The organism is Christiangramia flava JLT2011 (assembly GCF_001951155.1).
Lineage (GTDB): Bacteria > Bacteroidota > Bacteroidia > Flavobacteriales > Flavobacteriaceae > Christiangramia > Christiangramia flava.
Map to the genome: position 1 here is coordinate 2,290,449 of NZ_CP016359.1, position 21,126 is coordinate 2,311,574.

The window sequence follows — 21,126 nt, forward strand, 5'->3', positions numbered from 1 at the left end:
CCGGTATGGCTAAATTCGACAAATTGCGCCCCGAAAAGATTCGTGCGGCCCATTCCGAAGAACTGGTAGATCATTATTGGGGCAGTATCAATTACGTCTTCAGTCTTATCAAGGCTTCGGAATTGAAAGCCGGTCTTATTTTGTCTTTTTACGGGATCCTGCTGAACTTTATTTTTCAGCATGTTTCCGTGGCACTGGATAAAGATGCCAGCCTGGCATTTTTCCTTTTCTCAGCCGGTTGGTTCATCTGTACGGCACTCTCCATTTACTTCAGTATTCGATGCTTTATGCCGCGGATCGAATCCCGGTATGACCGAAATATGTTCTTTTTTGGTGATATCGTAACGAAATTTGGAGATATCAGGCAGTTTTCCAAAACTTTCTATGAAACCAGCCTTGATGAGGAAGAACTTTTTGACCAGCTGGGACAGCAGATCTATATTATTTCTAAAATCGCTTCCTATAAATTCCGAAATGTGAACCGCTCGCTAAGTTTTCTGGCTATCGGACTTTTACTCCTGCTCGGCGCGGTGGTAAGTTTTCTTCTGGTGAACTTCTGAAGAAGGCCGATTCAAATAGTACATTTTCAGGATTCCCCGGTTTTTCACTTCAATTTCCCCGCGGTAATGGCATTCAAAGAAATCTTTAACCATCATGCAGGTATTTTCAGAAACATTGATCTTTCCGGCTTCCGAAGCCGTTTGCAGCCGGGAAGCAATATTCACGGTATCACCCCAGATGTCGTACGCGAATTTTTTGTGACCCACGACGCCCGCCACTACCGGCCCGGTGTGAATGCCAATACGAACTTCCAAACTGGCATCAGGCAGGTTCTGATCGCGCTTGGTACTATTCACAAAATCCATGATCTCGAACGAAGCGGCGACAATTTTCCTGGGGTGGTCATCGTCTGGAAACGGTAATCCGCCGGCGATCATGTAACAATCGCCCAGCGTTTTGATCTTTTCGAGATTGTATTTGTCTACGATCTTATCAAATTCTGAAAAATAGTAGTCCAGGTTCTGAAGCAGTCGTTCCGGTTCCATATGCTCGGCATACCTGGAGAAATCTTTAAAATCAGCAAAAAGGACGCTTACTTTTTCAAATTTCTTGGCACGCACATGGCCATTTTCTTTCAGTTCCATGGCGGTTTCCTCCGGAAGAATATTCAGCAACAACCGCTCTGAGCGATTCTTCTCCCGTTCGATAATTGCGCTGGTCTTTTTGATATAGCGATTGCGGCGATGCAGCATGAAAGCGAGGAAGGCCACCACGGTCATGATACCGATAACCAGAATATTAATAAGCCGCTGATTACGCCGCTGCTGATTGAGCAGGTCTACTTCTATTTGTTTTTGGGCCACCTCGTAATCTGCCCGGAGATTGGCCATTTCCTGGGTTGCCGCAAGATTCCGCACACTGTCACGGTATACGATATGCTCTTTGTAATTCTGAAAGGCCCTGGGCAGATCTCCCGAATTCTCGTAAAGCTGGGAAACCTTCAGGCTGCTTTCGCTAATTTCATCCTTGAGTCCGTACGACCTCGCCAGGTCGAGACTTTGAAGCGCGAAGCCCATAGCCAGAGAATCCTGTCCTTTTTCCAGGTACACGTCTGCCATATAGCGCAAATACACGCATACCGGGTAAAAATCGCCATTTCGTTCCAGGATCTGGACGGCCCGATGCATATTATCCTCAGCTTTTTTATTTTCCCCCATCGCCGCATAAACGAGCCCCATATTCCCGAGATTGTAACCCAGGCCGGTCTCGTAGTTCAGTTTGCGGAAAATGATGCCTGATTTGTTGAAATAATACAGCGCTGAATCCAGATTTTGATGCTGAAAATATTCGTCACCCAGGTTAAGCATGGCTGAAGCAAGCGAAGCAGAATCGTTCAAAGTCTGCAGCTCTTCAATAGCTTCATGGTAATAATTGACCGCCCGTTTGTGGCTGCCCATCAGGGAATACACATCGGCAATCGTGATGTTGACGATGGCCTTTTCATTCTGCAGTTCATTTTTTGAAGCGATGGAAGCGGCTATAAAATTTTCCTTCAGGGCTTCATTGAAATCTCCTTTAAGCCGAAAGGCATTCGCCTTTTGAAGATGTCCTGAAAACAGGAAACTGGCCGAATCTACTTCGGAACTCATTTTTATGAGTCGGTTCGCATAAGCGATCTTTTTCTCCGGTTCCAGCTGTTCTTCGGCGATCTGTTTCAGGATCTCCAGTTTTTCCGAGGGTTTCAAGGAATTCTTCAGGTATATTTTTTCCAGACTGTCTGCTTTTGCCTGATTTTGCGACAGGCAACTTGCAAAAGCGCCAAAAATCAATATTAAAGTGAAGATTCCCTTTTTCATTGGCCTGTTACCTTCTTTAATTTTTCACCATGATCTTCGGGTCGATATTAAACGTGCCATTTCTCCTGGAGCCGTTATTTCGAACTTTGAAGGAGATCATGTACTTGGTTTCGGTGCCATCTGGATGGTCGCCTACCACACCAATCACCACTCCAGGATTCTGGGAAGTATCTTTTAAGGTGTTTTGCCCGAAAACGTTGGTTCCGCCCTGGTAATTGATGGCCGAGATCAGTACTTCATCATCTTCAGAACTACTGGACACACCCTGCCAAACCACAATGTCGCCAGATTTGACAGTTATCGTATATTCTTCGTTGGTCACGCCGCTTTCCTGCCCGAAGCTGCTCACTTCATCAATGTTGGAACTATTGATAGCGGAGGTATCGACCGTTAAAGTAATGAGGTGAGTGTCGTTGGAATTTGCTGAAACCAGCACCAGGAATAAGGAACAGATCCCTAAAACGCGAAAGATTTTTTTCATAATGTGTGATTTTTGGTTGGTAATAGAAGGAAGTTCAAGGGAGACAGCGGATTATGAACTCAAGGTACTTCTTTTTTGTGATTTTAAGCTACAAACTAGCTGAAAATTAATGCTTTACAGGATGTTCGGTTTGGCGATGAGATTGGTTTTTTGGCTGATTTCAGTATGGAGGAAATTAAAAATAAGTCAGTCGAAACGTACAATTTCAGGATCACCGGGATTTTTGAGATATGGAACGGGAGTATTTCCGCAGCTTTAAGACCTATTAAAAGGCGATTTACTATATTTAGTTTTCAGAAAATCAAAGAATTACATGAAACAGCTACTATTGCTTTCGTTGCTTGGAATAGCACTGAATAGTTTTGCTCAAACCGATAAGGAACTGGCTGAAAATACGGTTGACAGTAATATTGTGAAAGGCCATATTTACTTTCTTGCAGATGACCTGTTGATGGGACGTGAAACCGGAACTCCCGGCAACAAAATTGCGGCCAGTTACCTGGCTAATATGCTTCGGAGTTACGGCGCCAAGCCTAACCCGGAAACCAATACCTATTACCAGCCTTTCGAACTGGTGGAAACGACCGCCCCGGAAGTGGAATTTTCAGCAAATGATAAGACGTATTCCGAGGTGATGCCGATCAATGCGAATAACCTGGACCTTTCCGGCAAGGCGATCTATCTGGATTACGGAAGCGATACAGAGCTAAAAAAAGCCGATCTCCAAGGGAAAATCGTGATTTTCAAAGGCGGAACTTCAGATGGTCAGGCGCCGCGATCGGTTTACCGAAGAGGAATGGAAAAGGCTGAAATCCTGAAGGAAAAAGGAGCTGCCGGAATGGTCGAATTTGTGTCCATAGACAGTCAGACCTGGAGTTCCATAGCGCATTCCTTTCATAAGTCAGTTCGTTTTACGGAAGATTCGACGGCTCATTCAGAATTTCTTCAGCTATGGGTAAATGATAGCCTGCCTCCGAAATTTGAAAAAGGAAAACAGGTAGATTTTAGAATTTCCGCAACAGGAAAAAAGGAAAAAAAGCTAGCCACTCAAAATGTGGTTGGGTACATGGAAGGGACTGATCCGGAACTGAAAAATGAATACATCATCTATTCCGCGCATTACGATCATGTGGGAATTGGCCGCCCGAATGCCGAAGGGGACTCGATCTACAACGGCGCCCGGGATAATGCGATTGGAACCACGGCGGTTCTTTCTATGGCTGAAAATATCGGGAACTATCCCACCAAGCGCTCTGCTTTGTTCATTCTTTTTACTGGAGAAGAGAAAGGCTTGCTGGGGAGCCAGTATTACGTGAAACACCCCATAATTCCGCTGGAAAAAATGGTCTATTGTTTTAATACCGACGGCGGGGGGTACAATAACACGGAACTGGCCACGATCATTGGCCTGGAACGAACTACTGCTGCAAAACACATTAAAAACGGAGCGGAAACTTTTGGACTCCGAGCTATTGATGACCCAGCGAAGGAACAGGGGCTTTTTGACCGTAGTGATAATGTGAGCTTTGCGAAAATGGGAATTCCCGCGCCCACTTATTCAACCGGTTTTGATGCCTTTGATGCCGAAATCTTTAAATATTACCACCAGCCTTCTGATGAAGCAAATTCGCTGGATTATCAGTATTTGCTGAAATTTTACCAGGGCTATGTCTATTCCGGAAGACTGATCGCCAATGATGCCGAAACGCCTTTCTGGGTCCAGGGCGATAAATATGAAGAAGCCGGAAAGAAATTGTACCATATGCCAGCAGCCTTGAAAGACTGAAAACTGTTAAAAACGATTGATAACTGAACGCGAATTTCCTTCAGAGAAAAATAGAGAATAGTTACTTTAGCGAGCATAAAAATTTGAAGTTTTGACAGCTAAAAAGTCCGCTAAGGTTACTCCGCTTATGAAGCAGTATAACAGTATCAAGGAAAAATATCCTGATGCCCTGCTGCTATTTCGTGTAGGCGATTTTTATGAAACTTTTGGCGAGGATGCAGTCAAAGCCGCACGTATTCTGAACATTGTTCTAACCAACCGAAACAACGGTAGCGAGCGAACCGAGCTGGCAGGATTTCCACACCATTCCCTGAACACGTATCTTCCCAAACTGGTAAAGGCCGGGCAGCGTGTGGCGATATGTGACCAGCTGGAAGATCCTAAAATGACCAAAACCATCGTAAAACGGGGAGTTACCGAGCTGGTTACCCCGGGTGTGGCGATGAATGACGACATCCTTCAGAGCAAATCCAACAACTTTTTATGTGCCGTTCATTTTTCCAAAAAACAGCTGGGAGTTTCTTTCCTGGACGTTTCCACGGGAGAATTCCTTTGTGCGCAGGGAACGGTTGAGTATATAGACAAATTGCTTCAGAATTTCGGACCGAGCGAGATCCTTGTTCAGAAGAAGTTCAAAAAAGAGTTTCAGGAGTCTTTTGGAAAAGACCTGCACTGCTTTTACCTCGACGACTGGGTTTTCAAAAATGATTACGCGGAAGAAACGCTGAATGCCCATTTCCAGACCAAGTCACTGAAAGGTTTTGGTATTGATCACCTGGAAAATGGGGTGATCGCAGCAGGCGCGGTGCTGTATTACCTTGCAGAGACCCGTCATCACCGCCTGCAGCATATCACGGCGATTACGAGAATTCCTGAAGAAGAATATGTGTGGATGGACAGGTTTACTATCCGGAATCTTGAATTATACCATTCCACAGCGGCCAACGCGGTGACCCTGCTCGATGTGATAGACAAAACTATTTCGCCTATGGGCGGAAGATTGCTGAAGCGATGGCTGGCTTTGCCGCTTAAAAACATGGACGCCATCAGGCAGCGGCACGATGTGGTGGAATATTTGCTGAAGCATCCTGAAGACCTGAACGGGATCCAGGAGCAGATCAGGGAGATCAGTGATCTTGAAAGGCTCATTTCCAAAGTGGCCACTGCGAGGATCAGTCCGCGGGAAGTAAATCAGCTGAAGCATTCGCTAGACGCTATCGAGCCGGTGAAATCACTTGCCGCTTCCTGTAATAATGAGGCTTTGAAAGTGATTGGCGACAATTTGCATTCTTGTGAACTGCTTCGGAAAAAGATCGCCGAAAGTATTTCAGAAGAAGCCCCGGTAAATGTTCAGAAAGGCAATGTGATTGCCAAAGGCTTTTCCGAAGAACTGGATAATTTGCGGAATATTGCGTTTTCCGGTAAGGATTACCTGGATGAAATGATTCGGCGGGAGACCGAAAGTACCGGTATCAGTTCGCTGAAGATTGGTAATAATAACGTGTACGGTTACTATATCGAAGTTCGCAATTCTCATAAAGATAAGGTTCCGGAGAGCTGGACCCGTAAGCAAACGCTGGTAAATGCCGAGCGCTATATTACAGAGGAACTGAAGGAATACGAATCAAAAATTCTGGGAGCGGAGGAAAAAATTCTGCAATTGGAACAGGAACTTTTCGGGAAATTAATCGCCTGGATGCAGGATTATATTGACCCTGTTCAGCGAAACGCCCGCCTGATTGCCCGCCTGGATTGCCTATGTTCGTTTGCCCAGCATGCCCAGCAGGAAAATTACAGCAGGCCTGAAATGAGCCAGGATTTTAGCCTGGGTATTACTGATGGCCGCCATCCTGTTATTGAAAAGCAATTGCCGGCAGGAGAAATGTATGTCACCAACAGTGTGCATCTGGATAGGGAAGAGCAGCAGATCGTGATGATCACCGGGCCAAATATGAGTGGTAAATCGGCTATTTTAAGGCAAACCGCTTTAATCGTACTAATGGCTCAAATGGGAAGTTTTGTTCCTGCTCAGGCGGCAGAAATCGGGATCGTGGACAAAATATTTACAAGGGTTGGGGCCAGTGATAATATTTCGATGGGCGAATCTACCTTCATGGTGGAAATGAATGAAACTGCGAGTATCCTGAATAATATTTCGGAAAGAAGCCTGGTGCTTTTGGATGAAATTGGGCGGGGAACCAGTACATATGACGGAATTTCGATCGCCTGGGCGATCAGTGAATACCTGCACGAACATCCGGCGAGGGCCAAAACCCTTTTCGCTACGCATTATCACGAATTGAACGAGATGTGCGAGACCTTTGACCGTATTAAGAATTACAACGTTTCTGTGAAAGAATTGAAGGATAAGGTTCTTTTTCTTCGGAAGCTGGTACCAGGGGGCAGCGAGCATAGTTTCGGAATTCATGTCGCGAAGATGGCGGGTATGCCTCAAATGGTGATCCAGCGTGCCAATAAGATCCTGAAAAAGCTGGAGGCCTCCCATGCTATGGAAGATTCGGGCGATATTTTGAGGAAATCAGCAGAAGAAGAGATGCAATTGAGTTTTTTCAATCTGGATGATCCGTTACTGGAAGATTTGAAGCAGGAACTGCTCGGGATTGATATTGATACACTTACGCCGGTGGAAGCCTTGATGAAATTAAATGAGATCAAGCGAATGCTGGGAAGTAAGGAAAAGAAGACTGGAAAATAGCCTATATTTTTGAAAAAAATCTTTGCTATATTGAGATTTGTATTAAATTTGCATCCGCAACGGAAGTAGTGAGGATTACGAGTTGCGATGTTCTTAAACTTGCGAAAATAGCTCAGTTGGTAGAGCGCCACCTTGCCAAGGTGGAGGTCGCGGGTTCGAATCCCGTTTTTCGCTCAGAAAATTGAAATCAGACCCCGGTTGAACGGGGTTTTGTTTTTCGCTCGGATGGTGGAATTGGTAGACACGTTGGACTTAAAATCCAATGGACAAATGCGTCCGTGCGGGTTCAAGTCCCGCTCCGAGTACTGAAAGCCTTTGCAATTGCAGGGGCTTTTTTGTTTTAATGATCTTCCTTTTTATAATATAAATACTACTCTATTTTGCCCTTCTAAAGAATATTAAGAAGAAAATGGAAATAATATTTTGAGTGAAATCCTCCTCTTTTCTATAGATGTTTAGATTTAAAGTACTCCCTTATCCATCTCAATTAGCATGGAATTTGGGGATTTAACTCTTATAAATTTTACTCGATTTCTGCAAAGACAAGACTGCTTTAAATTCCTAATATTTTCCGAGTCTATGTTTATAAATATCGCCCTAGTCAGCAGTAGTTCATCATAGGATAGTCTTGAGTTTGATAATCCAAGAATTTGTGAAATACTAAGTGAAAGATATCCATGCAGGGACTTTTTAAGAACTTACTAGTGATAATGATATTTGAGCCGACAGTTGTTAAAACGATTTCCTAACGATCCCTCCTTTATAAGGTTCAGAGGTGTTTTTAATTTCAAAATCCACAATCCCAAGTATCAATTCCTCTTCGGTGATTACTTCAACCTTCCACTGGCCTTCTTTCAGGTTATTTTTATAAGTATATCCACGGAAACCACTGTCACGCCCACCGGAAACTTCAAAATCAATGTCATCTGTTACTTCCCATTTCCTGGTGTCAGCATTGTACCATTTCCACCTATGAAAAACGGACTTTTTTAAATTGGTAGGCGCGAAAACAGAAGTGAACACATAAACTCTTTCACCTGCCTGTCGATGAAAAGTGACGTGATGTTTACGCCAAAAGACATACCATGGATTCTTTTCGTACGTGACAATATATTCATTGTTTAATTTCCTTACGTCATGAGCTACCAATCCGGTATCCATAGCCAGGGGGACGGGCGGAATAAGATTGAAATAGTAAAAAACATTAATCGTTATGTAGATGGAAAGAATTAAACTGATCAGTTTTTTAAGACTTATTTCAACTCTAGTATTTGTACTGGAACCGTAAATAATCGTGATAAGTGCGAGTGTACATCCTAAACTGATAAGTCCCGAAACGATAAAAATGAAGGTATTCATTTCCTTGATCAGCGTAGGGATCATAAAAGCGAAAAAGGTAAAGCTGATAAAGAAGTAAATGCTAAACTGAAGGTATTTATTGGATATTTTCTTTTTTAGAAACTCGTTCGCGAATAAGAGTAGCACCAGTAGAATGAAAAAAAACAAGGTTTTGGACATTGATACACTTCTGAAAAAATAGATCACAAAAGCACTTGAAAGAGCCCCAAAAAAGAATTGTATGGCTAACGGAAAATATTCGGAATAGCGAGCTATTAAAGAACCTTTCCACTTGTCCTCATCCACCGTATTGAATAAATAAAGTGTTATGGATAATAAGGTCATATGCATGCAAAGTACCACCGTGTCATAAACACGGTCTACGCGTCCTAAAGTAAGAGTGTCAAAAATAAAACCGCCCATAAAAAAAAGAATGGGAGCATACTTCTGATTGCGATAAATGAACCTTCCGAATGCAGAATTTCTATATTTAACCAAAGTTCTTTTCATACTGTATTTAGTGGGGTCAAATTTATAATAAATACTTCACCCTAATATTCAGTAAGTTTAATACAGGTTGGCTTCTGAAGAATACAAATTAGAATTTTCCCAGGTTTTTGGCGGAAGATTTGTTGCCCTTTGTTTGACATGAATACCTTAACGCATTTAAATATCTAATATCGGAAAGGAAACTGTTAGAATTTCTTCGAAACTGGTAATAATTTGAATATTCATCCTGCTGGATTTACATCATATAAGAACCGCAGAGTTTGAATATCGGATGGATCTGCTATATCGAAAATTTAACCAGGAAAATAAAATGTTCAGCCTTTTGATTCAAATGTTCCGGCAAATGAACTTATAGGCAATGACCAATTATGATGCTATTAAAATATGAGTTTTGAATTAGGAAAAATATGAGAAGAGTAAACTGTTTTCAGATCATTGTTAAAAACAGAGTAGTGACTGCTATCATCTGCAAATGATCCAAGTCCCTACCCAAAGATCAATTACATAAACAAGCCGCCACTACATCTAATTTAGGGTTCAAAAATAAATTGAATCTCTAGAGTAGAGTGATTGGATTAGTTAACGTATTGATTTTGGAAGTTATCGTTGCGATTATAATATCAAAATCACCAAAGTACCTTTTCCTTTATTAGAACTAATCTGCAAACTTTGATTATTGTATCCCATAAATGCCAGCCTTTCCCTAGCCAAGCTTGTACCTTTAGACTGATGGGATGAATTTTCGGAAGCATTTTCATATCCAATACCATTGTCCTGGATTCTGCATTCTATACTTCCGGAGTCAAGTTCATTGAATGAAATGTTTAAAGTCGGATTCTTAATTTTAGGCGGAAAAGCGTGTACAAATACATTTTCAATAAAAGTCTGCATGAGCATAGAAGGGACCTCTACTTCGTAAGTGTCGATATCTGGATCTACATGAAAATTTACTTTTACCGAATCGTTAAATCTCGTATTTTCAACTTTAATATACGATTTCAGGTATAGGATTTCCTCTTCCAGGGAGATCTTTGGTTTCGTACAGTATTCAAGATTCAATCTTATCAACTTTGCAAAATCCCCTAAAAATTCAGAAGCTTTTTCCACATTATTCTCCAGGATGAAATTCTGAATGGAGTTCATCGCATTGAAAATAAAATGAGGGTTCATCTGGGCTAATAAAGCCTCCATTTTGGTCTCCTCAAAGCGTTTTTGTATCAGACTTTTCTGCGATTCAAATCTTTTATTTTTCCGAATTTCATACCGGTATATACTCAGAATAAGCAACGTAATCCCAGCTATAATCAACAAATAAAACCACCATGTCTTCCAAAAAGGTGGTTTGATAGCAAGGTTTAATAATTTTTGATGGTATTTTGTACCCGTACTATAATCGGTAACTTTTACTTGAATATCGTATGTTGAAGAACTTAAGAAGGGAAGGAAGATTTCAGATTTTGAAAACGGTAAACTCCATTTTTCTTTTGGATGAAGTTTGTATTGATACCTTAATTTATCTGGAAATGGATGTGCATTTGTAGCGAATTTAATGAGAACTGTATTTTCGTCATGATCGAATTCCAATTCATTTTTGGATGATAAATTCTTTAAGGATTTTTCATTATTATTGATGCGAATCTCCGTAAGTTTAAGTTCATTAATTTTTCTTTCTGCCTCTAAAATCCTGTCCAGTTCAAGAATATAAAACCCACCTTCACTACCTACGAATAAATGATTTTTAAATAATTCAGTGGCCAATAAAGGTTGATTTAAGCCTTGCTCTTTATCCAGGAAAATTTGTTTCTCGTTGTTTAAAAATGTGAGTCCTTTTTCCGTAGCAATGATCAGGTATTCCTTATATGAACTTAGGAATGATATCGTGTTTCCCTGAATTTTTGCTCTCGGAATTTTCTTCAGGATTTCAAAAGACTTATGGTCATTTACGATGTAGATGTCTCCAAATTCAGTTGAAATGGCCAGTTTGTCACCTATGGGAGAAATATGCCTTAGCTGTTTTTCAGGCCATATATCACTATTTAAATATGAAATAAAACGATCATTTCTCCATTTATAAAGTCCTGAAAACACAGATAAGAAATAAGTTTCTTCTTCATTTCTGAAACTATTTACGATCATGGTAGGGGTAGCGGGATCTTCAGGACTGTAATAGTGATAATCAAAGGCATTCAGGTCTGTGTAAACTCTTACTCCGCCATATGGGTGTGTTTCGATTAGCTTTCCATCCTGGGTAAAATTAATTTCTTCAGAATGTATAGGGATGTAACGCTTAAGTTTACCAGAATTGCCAACAGCAAAAATTCCAATATTTGTATTTATCCAGTAATTTTCTTCAAATACCTTTATGTCATAAAATCTAATCTCTTCAGCCGGTGTTTCATAGTCCAGTTCGTAAAACGAATCTTCATGCTTGGGTAAATTCAAAGAATTTTTACTTACATAATTTTCCTGCCATTCTTTGAAACGTTTTAATGAGATGGTATTCGAGGTTTTGCCTATTATTTGCAATCCCTGGCTTGATAAGGTAGCCGAGGAAAATTTTGTGCGTGTGAAACCTAGAACCTTTCCGGGTAGCGGATGAAAGCTAACATCCTGACTAAGATTGATCTCATGTAGACCTTCGTCCAGAGTTCCAATGTAAAGTTTATCCAATTCAGGGTCATATTCTAACGAGTAAACCTGGTTGCTATTTACATTAAAATCTGCTGCCCTGGAAACGAATTTTTCTCCATCTATCTCAAAGATGCCACCACTGGTATCATAAATACCCCAGGCCCCCGCGAACATTTTATCATTTTTTGTTTGAACCTGTTGCCAGATTATAGATTTACCAAGTTGTTCAGTATTTTCCGAAGCATTTTGCTGTAGATATTTTGCTAAATGTTCCTTGGTGGAATAACCTTTCTGGTTACTATAGATACTATCATTTTTAACAAAAACAGAATATATAGGTTTGCGATCGTTTATTTTTTTTAAACGAAGCGTGTTTTCATCTTCTGCAACCGAATAAACTCCGGTTTTGTAAGTGGTTAGATATAGCTGGTCTTTATATTCAAAAAATCCGCTCACCCGGAACAGGTCATCAGTTTCTGAATAATCCCAGGAACTTACCTTATAGTTCTTAATATTGATCCTGGATACACCATCACTGGTGCCTACATACATAAAATCTCCATATGGAAACAGTTTAGTGATCTCATTATGTACCAGTCCGTCATTTTCGGAAATTATTCTGAATTCTGTGCCGTTATAAATGCTTATTCCGGCTCCGTAGCTTCCAAACCACATGTTCTGAAAAATGTCTTCTGAAATAGCCCAGCAACTATTCAGAGCAAGCCCATCTTCTTCAAAATAACTTTCAAAAACACCATTCTTTTTGCTTACTATTCCATTATCGGTTCCAATCCATAGTGTGTTTGTGCTATCCACAAACAACGATCTTATCGTATTATTGGGTAAGACGTTGCTAGCATTATAAACCTTTCCCGGGTATTTTTGAGAAAATACACTCCAGCTAATTAATAAAACGAGTAAGAGAAGTCTATTGATTTTGGAGAACAGCATTTAAAAATTCTTCTTCTTTTCTGAATGATACCGGCAATTTTTCTCCATTGGTTACTTCAACTTCTTTGTTAGACTTGTTGTACCTAACAACGAAATTAAGATTCAAAACATAGCTTTTGTGAATTCTTATAAAATGAGGAGGTAGAATCTCTTCTACGAATTTCAGGGTTCTGGCAGTGAGTTTTTCAATTCCATCTATGCGTTTCACCTTGCAGTAATTGCTTTCAGCTTTACAATAAAGGATCTGGTTGGAATGAATAAATTCAAATCCTTCCGTAGTAGGGAACGCGATTTTACTGGTATTTTGATCATTAACATTTAAATTCTCCAGCAATAAGGAAAGTTTCTTTTGAGCAAAACTGTGTTCGCTTTTCGATTCAAACCTTTTAATAGCCTGGGCAAGATCAACGTGGTTGATGGGTTTTAGAATATAATCCAGAGCACTCCGTCTTATTGCATCAATAGCATACTTGCTGTATGCCGTGATAAAGATGGTTTCAAAATTCACTTTATCGAAATAGCGGAAAAGCTCAAATCCATTTTTCTCGGGCATCTGAATATCCAGAAACACTAAATCTGGCTCATATGTTTGAATGGCAATTACCCCTGCGTCTACCGATCTGCACTTGGCGGTAATATTGAATTTATGCGGAAAGTACTTGTGCAACGTTTTTTCCAATAAATTCTGAGCATTGACTTCGTCATCAATTATAACTGTTTTGATCATACTGGGATATTCTTAAAGAAAGCACTAATCTAATAGAAAATATAGAATAGGTCGTTTTTACTATGTTTTTGTAATTCTATTTCTTTAAACATGAGTACTCTTTAATAATTTAACTCAGTTGTCGGGAATTTAGAACTATTCAAAAAACAAACAAATTAGAAGTCACGTAAAAATGGCCTTTCTTCAAATTGACTATTTTTTATGTTCCCACCGACCCGTACCTTTGATTTATTTGAGAAATAAATTCATTAAATCTTTCTTAGTTACTGGTTTATTGTCTTATTGAGTTAAAACTGATCTTGTTAAATTCATTAGACCATCTCCAAACTGTTTTTTCTAAACCTTTTTTCTGATTTTTCATTGGATAAGCACGGTGGAGTTGCATTTTCAAATTTTCGTTTCAGTAGATGTAATCGAACCCGGCAGCGACCAGAGCATTTTCGACTTCAAATTGCTTATTAAAGATGCTCTTTCCAATATCACGTTTCTTCAAAATTCCTGGTTTGGTCCAATAATGGAGGCTTGATCAATCTGTTTCAAAATTTGGCTGACGATTTAGTAGCTTTAATTCTTTAGAATTTTCATTTCCCCTTCACAAATCTCAATCTGATTTTTGTTTCTTTTAATTCTGTAAAAATTTTATCTAATTCTCATTCTTTCATGGATGGGGCTTTTTTCTTCTCATTACTATCTTCTATCATACTCAAAGCTATTTCAATTTCTTTATCTACATCAAATCAAAAACGTTTATTATAATTGGAAAAAGATTAATCAATTTCGAATTCTCGAACGAAAATTGCTACATGAAATTCTACTATTCCACAACTGTTCCTGATGAACATGGCAGTATCATCATTCATCGGGACAATTGTCTTAGTCTGCCACAGGTGGACGAGAGACTGTATCTCGGGATTTTCGCCAACGGTAACCTTGCGGTAGAGAAAGCCAGGCTTGCCTATCAAATCCAGAAATTGCGCATTTGTGATTGCTGTGGGGATGAAGCATTATAATTTTAGAGCCGGAAAGTGATTTCCGGTTTTTTATTTCTGTCACATCCCGTAACTTTAGGCAGTATTTCAACTTATGGAAGATATCAGCAGCATTCTTAAAAAGCACGACATCCGCCCAACCGCAATGCGTTTGCTGATCTATCAGTTTCTTAAGGATAAAGATGTCGCACTGGCCTTGAACGATATCGAAATCGCTTTTGATAATTCTGAAAGAACCACTCTTTATCGTACCATCAAAACCTTTGAAAAAAACGGTATCGTGCATCAGATCGATGATGGTACTGGGGTCATGAAATATGCACTGGATGAAGAAAATGCCGGGAAAGCCGCCCTCCACTTACATTTTCATTGTAATCGCTGCAACGAGACTGTTTGCTTGACCGATCATAAAATTCCTCATATCAATCTTCCCTCCGGTTACCGGGCAGAAGATATGAACCTGGTGCTCAAAGGCCTTTGCGATAAATGCACTTAGATTGCACGTTTTTGAAGCTATCTTCGTAAATAAAAAAGATGGCTTGTAGTAATTGCAATGGAAAATCACATTCACACGATCATTCTGCTGGATTTTTAGGAGAAAAAACGGAGTTGTATTTCGCTATCCTCAGCGGAATTTTTCTGATTGGTGGATACCTTTTACATACTTTTACCGATCTTTCTGAAATCACCATTATCGTCATTTACGCGATATCCTACATTTTCGGTGGATTCTTCACGCTGAAGGAGGCCATCCAGGAAATTTCCCATGGTCGCTTCGAAATTGATTTTTTAATGCTGGTCGCCGCAATTGGCGCGGCATTTCTGAATAAGTGGGCAGAAGGTGCGCTATTGTTGTTCCTTTTTAGTCTGGGACACGCTCTCGAGCATATGGCAATGGAAAAAGCCAGAAAATCTATCGAATCCCTTACCAATCTTTCACCAAAGACTGCACTGAAGAAAGTAAATGGGAATTTTGAGGAAGTCGCGGTTGAAGATCTTCAGGTTGGGGATATCATCCGCGTGAAACCCAATTCCGCAGTGAGTGCTGATGGTGTGGTAGTTTCAGGTAAATCCAGTGTCAATCAGGCGCCCATAACCGGGGAGAGTATTCCGGTTGATAAAGAAGCTCATCCGGAAGCATCCAAAGAATTTTCCGCAGATGAGGATATTAACGAGAAAAACCGTGTTTTTGCCGGTTCCATTAATGGTGATAATGTGCTGGAGATCTACGTGATCCGTGAATATCAGGATTCTACCTTACAGCGTTTGGTGAATATGGTCCAGGAAGCCCAGGAGAAGAAATCTCCCACACAGTTGCTGGCCGATAAATTTGAAAAATATTACGTGCCAGCTGTGCTGATCCTGATCGTATTGCTGAATTTTGCTTTTCTGGTGATCGATGAAACTTGGTCGGAAAGTTTTTATCGGTCTATGGCCGCATTAGTGGCGGCAAGCCCTTGTGCGCTGGCGATTTCCACTCCTTCCGCAGTGTTAAGCGGAATTGCCCGCGCGGGAAAAGGAGGGGTGCTCATCAAGGGAGGAAAACCTCTGGAAGATCTTGGCACACTACGCGCCATTGCTTTTGATAAAACGGGGACGCTTACGGAAGGTAAGCCGAAACTCACCGATTTTATATTGCTGAATGATGCTGAAAAAGAGCAGGTTTATGCCGAGATCATAGCTCTGGAAAATACCAGCAACCACCCTTTGGCACGAGCTATTGTACGGGATGGGAAAAAGGAATTTTCAGGAAACCTTCGTTTGCCGGAAGTGCAAAATGTGGAAGCGGTCCAGGGGAAGGGGATTACCGGAGAAGTTTCAGGTGAGATGATCAAAATCGGAAATCTGGAGCTGTTTGAAAATGTTCCGCAGGACACTTCTGAAAGGATCAATGCATTGGAAAAAGAAGGGAAGACAGTGATGCTGGCGAAATCAGGTTCAGATTTCGTCGCAATTCTTGCTCTGATGGATGTGCCAAGAGAGGCGGCCAAAGAAACTCTTTCCAGGCTTCAGAAAATTGGGATCCGAAAAATGATCATGCTTACCGGCGATAACCAGGAAGTGGCCCAGGCAGTTGCAAAAGAAATTGGGCTGACTGATGCTTACGGAAGTTTGCTTCCGCAGGAAAAGGTGGATAAAATCAAAGAACTTAAAAAAAGCGAATCCAAAATTGCCATGGTAGGCGATGGGGTTAACGATGCGCCAGCAATAGCCAATTCTACCGTAGGAATTGCCATGGGAGCCGCGGGGAGTGACGTGGCACTCGAGACCGCTGATGTTGCGCTGATGGCAGATAAATTGGAAATTTTACCCTTTGCGATCGCCTTAAGTCGCAAATCCAGGCAAATCATTAAACAGAACCTATGGATCAGCCTGGGAGTTGTGGCCCTGCTACTTCCATCTACAATCTTCGGGCTGGCTAATATTGGTATCGCAGTGGTTTTTCATGAGGGCTCGACCATTGTAGTAGTACTCAATGCGCTTCGTTTATTAGGATTTAATTATCGCTCGTAAATAAATCGGAAATATTCCGATAATTTATTTAAATTTGGAAATATTCCTAAAATTACGATTATGGGTACACCGGGAAGCATCGAAGTAAAACATTTTAAAGAAGTTCGGGAAGAACACAATTATACCCAGGCTGAATTTGCAGTGCTGCTGGGAATTAACAATTCCACCGCAGATATTGAACGCGGAAAGACCAAGCTCTCCGGAAAAGTGGTTGCGGAATTGCTTCGCCAATTTGGAATTAATCCCTTATGGCTGTTTGGGGATAGTGGGCAGAAATACCTGAAAATTTCCAAAGGTGATGTAAGTCCAAAAGTTGTGACCGTTGATAATTCAGACAATGAAAACATTGTTTTGGTTAACCAAAAGGCCGCTGCCGGTTATCCTCATAATATCGGCGATGTGGAATGGTACCATCAACTGCCGGCTTTTGATTTTCCGTTACCGGAATTCCGTAATGCGACTTATCGTGGCTTCCAGATAGAAGGTGACAGTATGTTGCCCGATTATCGTCCCGGTGAATGGGTAATGGGAAAGGCTGTTGCAAGTATTGATGAAGCCACTAATAACCGCGTGTATGTAATTGTGATGTACGATTCGGTTTTGGTAAAGAAACTTCAAAAGCTGCCTGATCCTACAAAAGTTTTGCTGATTTCCTTAAATGAAGAATATCTTCCGCTGGAGATCAGTATTGGGGAAATCCAGGAAATCTGGCAGGTAAATTCGAAATTAACTTTCAATCTGGACAATCCTTCTAATAGTGGTTTGTTTCAGGAATTACAACGTTCCATGAATGAATTGAAAAAAGAGCTTCAGTCTTTTAAAAGAGCATAAAAAAAGCCCTTTTTTTTCAAAAAGGGCTTTTAGTGTTGGTCAGTTTTGCCTTAAAAGGCTTTTTTCATAATCGGTATTAGCCAGATTAATAATCGTCGTTACCGTCAACTTCGTCAGCAGCGTCATTTACAGCGTCGCTGGTTTCGTTAGCTGCTTTTTTCACTGCGTCTCCAGTTTCGTTGGCAGCATTTTCAACAGCGTCACCAACGTCCTGTCCGGCTTCCTGAAGGTCGTCTGCCACATCATCGGCATCATCGTTTACATCATCCATGTCGTCAGACATTTCTGTGTCATCTGAATTATTATTAGCGGTATCTCTACAGGAAGTAAAGAAAATTCCCATGGTAAATACCATTGCTAACATTAAAATTGGCTTTTTCATCTTTATTAGTTTTTTGGTTTTGTTCAACAAATGTAAAAGGCTAAGCCTAGCAAAAGTTTAAATTGCTGCTAAACTTTTCATAAAACAACTTGATTTAGTTGTCGTCGCCAATATTGTCAATTTGTTTGTCAATTTCTTTATTGACCTCTTTGTCAACTTCTTTGGCGGTTCTTTCCAGGATTCCTTCACGCTCTTTCACGACGGTATCCGGAGCTTTTTCAACTTCTACCTCACGAACTATCGTTTTGGTTTCCTTTTCTTCCGTATCTCTACAAGAAGTAAAACCAGCTGCGATCGCGAGACCTAGGCTAATACTTAATAAAGTACGTTTCATAGTTTCAGTATTATGATTGAATTGACGAATTTAAAACCAAATCCGATCGGTTCAGTTTATTTTTACTGAATTTTAGCAATAAATGTTAAAAAACAATAAATTTTATAAGGAAATATACTCCTGGAAAATCCTGGTAGCTCCGGTATTGGAATTGATAAAATGACCGCTAATCATTCCTGTTTTTTGACGAAACTCAATATCTGTTAGCAGTTTTCCAGCAATTTTTTCAAACTCCGAAGCGGTTGAAACTTTAAAAAGTCCAGCCAGTTTTTCAAGCTGAAGCGCTTCCGGGAATTTTTGAATATGTTCCCCGGTAATAATCGGGATGCCGAAAGTGGCGGGTTCCAAAACATTATGAAGTCCGGTGTTGCCAGCTGCACCACCTACATAGGCGATATCTGCATAACTGTAGGATTTGCCTAAATAACCAATAGTGTCAAGGATAAAAACCTGACTTTTTGCCAAATATTCTGGTTTCATTTCCGAATACTTCACCGTTTGAAGTTTCAGTCGAGATTCCAGTCTGGCTATTTTTTCTGCATGAATCTCATGCGGAGCAATGAGGAACTTCGTTGAGGGATTTTTATTGATATAATCAATATATAGCGCTTCATCAGCAGGCCAGGAACTTCCGAAAACGAAAAGGGTCTTGTCATTTTTAAAAGTTTCGATGAAATCTATGGAATTACTGCCCTCTAACTGCGCCGCCACTCTATCAAAGCGATTGTCACCGGCAACCGTGCAGTTCGTAAAACCGATCTGCTTCAATAATTCTGCAGACCGTTTATCCTGCACAAAAAAATGTTCAAAAGCCTGAAGCGATTTTTGCATCCATTTTCCATAGGACTGAAAAAAAAGCTGACTGCTTTTAAATACGCCGGAAATCAAAAAACTCCTGATCTTTCGTCGCTTTAATTCCAGCAAAAAGTTGGGCCAGAAATCATACTTTACAAAAATGGCCATTTCGGGAGCTAAGATTTCTAGAAATTGTTGGGCATTATGAGGTGTGTCAAGCGGCAGATAAGTGAAAAAATCAACATATTGATGTTTCTTTTTGTTTTCATAGCCGGAAGGGGAAAAAAAGCTTACCACAATTTGATGATCGGGAAATTCCTCCTTCAGAACTTTTAAAACCGGAACTGCCATCTCAAATTCTCCCAGTGATGCGGCATGCACCCAAATACGTTTCTGATCATGTGTACAGAAATTTTCCAGTTTCGGGAAAAGTTCCTTCCTGCCTTCAGTGAATTTTTGAAGCTTACCGCTGAAGAATCCAGCCGATTTCAGCACGATTCCGCTTAAATTAATGAGGGCGTTGTAAACAGTTTGCATGGGGAGCTTTTACAAACGCTAAAATAAGCCTTTCAGCAGAAATGCATTGGTAGCCGGCTGTATATTTGCTATTTTTGTACTCCCAAAAAAAGTTTCATGAAAAAGATTCAGATGGTTGACCTGAAAGGTCAATATGAAGGAATTAAGGATGAAGTGAATGCTTCCATGCAGGAAATCCTGGAAAGCACGGCCTTTATTAACGGCCCGCAGGTTCATGATTTTCAAAAGGAGCTGCAGGAATATCTTGGTGTGAAACATGTGATTCCCTGCGCCAACGGAACAGATGCCCTGCAAATAGCCATGATGGGACTCGGGCTCAAACCAGGTGACGAGGTGATTACTGCCGATTTTACCTTTGCGGCAACTGTGGAAGTGATTGCATTATTGCAACTAACTCCGGTGCTCGTAGATGTTGACCCTAAAACCTTTAATATCGATACGGAAGCCATTAAAAGAGCGATCACGCCCAATACGAAGGCTATTGTGCCAGTTCATCTTTTCGGTCAAACCGCCAATATGGATGAGATCATGAAAATTGCCAGGGAACATGATCTGTTCGTGATTGAAGATAATGCACAGGCAATTGGGGCCAATTACCATTCCGCCAACGGAAACTCTCAAAAAGCAGGAACTATAGGCGATGTAGCGGCAACCTCTTTTTTTCCCTCTAAAAATTTAGGATGTTATGGTGATGGTGGCGCCATTTTCACCAATAACGATGAGTTAGCCCATGACATTCGCGGGATCGTAAACCATGGAATGTACGAACGTTACCATCATGATGTGGTGGGTGTTAATTCCAGGTTGGATAGTTTCCAGGCTGGAGTTTTGAGGGCCAAACTGCCAAAACTGGATCATTATAATTCCCAGAGACAGCAGGCTGCGGAAAAATATACCAGTGCTTTGAAGAATGTGGAGGGGATAGAAACCCCGTTCTTAGAAGGTAAGGAAGATACCCATGTTTACCATCAGTATACGCTGAAGATCAAAGACGGAAAGCGTGATGCGCTTGCCAAACATCTTCAGGAAAAAGGAATCCCGTTTGGGATCTATTATCCAATTCCGCTTCATCGACAGAAGGCTTACTTGGATGAGCGGTATAATGAGGCCGATTTCCCGGTTACCAATATGCTTGTACAAGAGGTAATTTCCTTGCCGATGCATACCGAGCTGGATGATGAGCAGATAAATTTTATCACCAGTGCGATTAAGGAGTTTCTAGCTTAAGAATAAACAAAGCCCGGAAT

At 40.8% G+C, this 21,126-nt stretch carries 16 protein-coding genes and 2 tRNA genes; 10 read left to right on the forward strand and 8 right to left on the reverse strand.

The features are described 5' to 3' along the window. The first annotated feature begins 5 nt into the window (after window positions 1–5). Entirely contained in the window at window positions 6–560 is a 555-nt protein-coding gene (locus GRFL_RS10060) for a Pycsar system effector family protein (RefSeq protein ID WP_083644496.1), read from the forward strand. On the opposite strand, the gene GRFL_RS10065 is transcribed toward GRFL_RS10060, so the two are convergent. Next, window positions 513–2,357: an adenylate/guanylate cyclase domain-containing protein gene (locus GRFL_RS10065; protein WP_083644497.1), complete on the reverse strand. Its 1,845-nt coding sequence runs from the start codon at window positions 2,355–2,357 to the stop codon at window positions 513–515. The genes GRFL_RS10060 and GRFL_RS10065 overlap by 48 nt on opposite strands. 16 nt (window positions 2,358–2,373) lie before the next feature. After that, the gene (locus GRFL_RS10070; protein ID WP_083644498.1) at window positions 2,374–2,838 is read right to left on the reverse strand and encodes a hypothetical protein; all 465 of its coding nucleotides are present in this window, start codon (window positions 2,836–2,838) and stop codon (window positions 2,374–2,376) included. Between the two features lie 313 nt (window positions 2,839–3,151). On the opposite strand from GRFL_RS10070, the gene GRFL_RS10075 reads away from it, so the two are divergent. From GRFL_RS10075 to GRFL_RS10090, 4 genes are all read left to right on the forward strand, one after another. Then, complete coding sequence (locus GRFL_RS10075) at window positions 3,152–4,624, forward strand: M28 family peptidase (protein ID WP_083644499.1); 1,473 nt, start codon at window positions 3,152–3,154, stop codon at window positions 4,622–4,624. A 91-nt stretch (window positions 4,625–4,715) separates the two neighbouring features. Next, a complete protein-coding gene (gene mutS, locus GRFL_RS10080) occupies window positions 4,716–7,340 on the forward strand; it encodes a DNA mismatch repair protein MutS (RefSeq protein WP_236995786.1) in 2,625 nt (874 codons plus the stop codon). Window positions 7,341–7,441: 101 nt separating this feature from the next. After that, window positions 7,442–7,514: transfer RNA gene (locus GRFL_RS10085), tRNA-Gly, on the forward strand. Between the two features lie 45 nt (window positions 7,515–7,559). After that, window positions 7,560–7,645, forward strand: a tRNA-Leu gene (locus GRFL_RS10090). A gap of 427 nt (window positions 7,646–8,072) precedes the next feature. On the opposite strand, the gene GRFL_RS10095 is transcribed toward GRFL_RS10090, so the two are convergent. The 3 genes from GRFL_RS10095 to GRFL_RS10105 form a co-directional block, all read right to left on the reverse strand. Then, window positions 8,073–9,188 carry a DUF2914 domain-containing protein gene (locus GRFL_RS10095; RefSeq protein WP_083644501.1) on the reverse strand — a complete coding sequence of 372 codons (1,116 nt, stop codon included), beginning with the start codon at window positions 9,186–9,188 and terminating at the stop codon, window positions 8,073–8,075. Between the two features lie 612 nt (window positions 9,189–9,800). Next, window positions 9,801–12,770, reverse strand: a complete 2,970-nt coding sequence (locus GRFL_RS10100) for a sensor histidine kinase (RefSeq protein WP_083644502.1) — start codon at window positions 12,768–12,770, stop codon at window positions 9,801–9,803. After that, window positions 12,748–13,497, reverse strand: a complete 750-nt coding sequence (locus tag GRFL_RS10105) for a LytR/AlgR family response regulator transcription factor (RefSeq protein WP_083644503.1) — start codon at window positions 13,495–13,497, stop codon at window positions 12,748–12,750. The genes GRFL_RS10100 and GRFL_RS10105 overlap by 23 nt, the downstream gene beginning before the upstream one ends. An 803-nt stretch (window positions 13,498–14,300) precedes the next feature. Between GRFL_RS10105 and GRFL_RS10110 the strand changes: the two genes are divergently transcribed. The 4 genes from GRFL_RS10110 (at window position 14,301) to GRFL_RS10125 (ending at window position 17,831) form a co-directional block, all read left to right on the forward strand. Further along, complete coding sequence (locus GRFL_RS10110) at window positions 14,301–14,507, forward strand: hypothetical protein (RefSeq protein WP_083644504.1); 207 nt, start codon at window positions 14,301–14,303, stop codon at window positions 14,505–14,507. Between the two features lie 73 nt (window positions 14,508–14,580). Continuing rightward, on the forward strand, window positions 14,581–14,982 hold the full coding sequence (locus GRFL_RS10115; protein ID WP_083644505.1) for a Fur family transcriptional regulator: 402 nt from the start codon (window positions 14,581–14,583) through the stop codon (window positions 14,980–14,982). Window positions 14,983–15,020: 38 nt separating this feature from the next. Then, on the forward strand, window positions 15,021–17,000 hold the full coding sequence (locus GRFL_RS10120) for a heavy metal translocating P-type ATPase (RefSeq protein ID WP_083644506.1): 1,980 nt from the start codon (window positions 15,021–15,023) through the stop codon (window positions 16,998–17,000). Between the two features lie 60 nt (window positions 17,001–17,060). Next, window positions 17,061–17,831 carry a LexA family transcriptional regulator gene (locus tag GRFL_RS10125; protein ID WP_083644507.1) on the forward strand — a complete coding sequence of 257 codons (771 nt, stop codon included), beginning with the start codon at window positions 17,061–17,063 and terminating at the stop codon, window positions 17,829–17,831. An 85-nt stretch (window positions 17,832–17,916) separates the two neighbouring features. Here the strand turns inward: GRFL_RS10125 and GRFL_RS10130 are convergent, their stop codons facing one another. The 3 genes from GRFL_RS10130 to GRFL_RS10140 form a co-directional block, all read right to left on the reverse strand. Continuing rightward, window positions 17,917–18,213, reverse strand: a complete 297-nt coding sequence (locus GRFL_RS10130; protein ID WP_083644508.1) for a hypothetical protein — start codon at window positions 18,211–18,213, stop codon at window positions 17,917–17,919. Between the two features lie 94 nt (window positions 18,214–18,307). Then, entirely contained in the window at window positions 18,308–18,547 is a 240-nt protein-coding gene (locus GRFL_RS10135; protein ID WP_083644509.1) for a hypothetical protein, read from the reverse strand. A 102-nt stretch (window positions 18,548–18,649) separates the two neighbouring features. After that, window positions 18,650–19,879, reverse strand: coding sequence for a 3-deoxy-D-manno-octulosonic acid transferase (locus GRFL_RS10140; protein WP_083644510.1), 1,230 nt, complete (start codon window positions 19,877–19,879; stop codon window positions 18,650–18,652). Between the two features lie 96 nt (window positions 19,880–19,975). Between GRFL_RS10140 and GRFL_RS10145 the strand changes: the two genes are divergently transcribed. After that, window positions 19,976–21,106 carry a DegT/DnrJ/EryC1/StrS family aminotransferase gene (locus GRFL_RS10145; protein WP_083644511.1) on the forward strand — a complete coding sequence of 377 codons (1,131 nt, stop codon included), beginning with the start codon at window positions 19,976–19,978 and terminating at the stop codon, window positions 21,104–21,106. Window positions 21,107–21,126 lie beyond the last annotated feature (20 nt).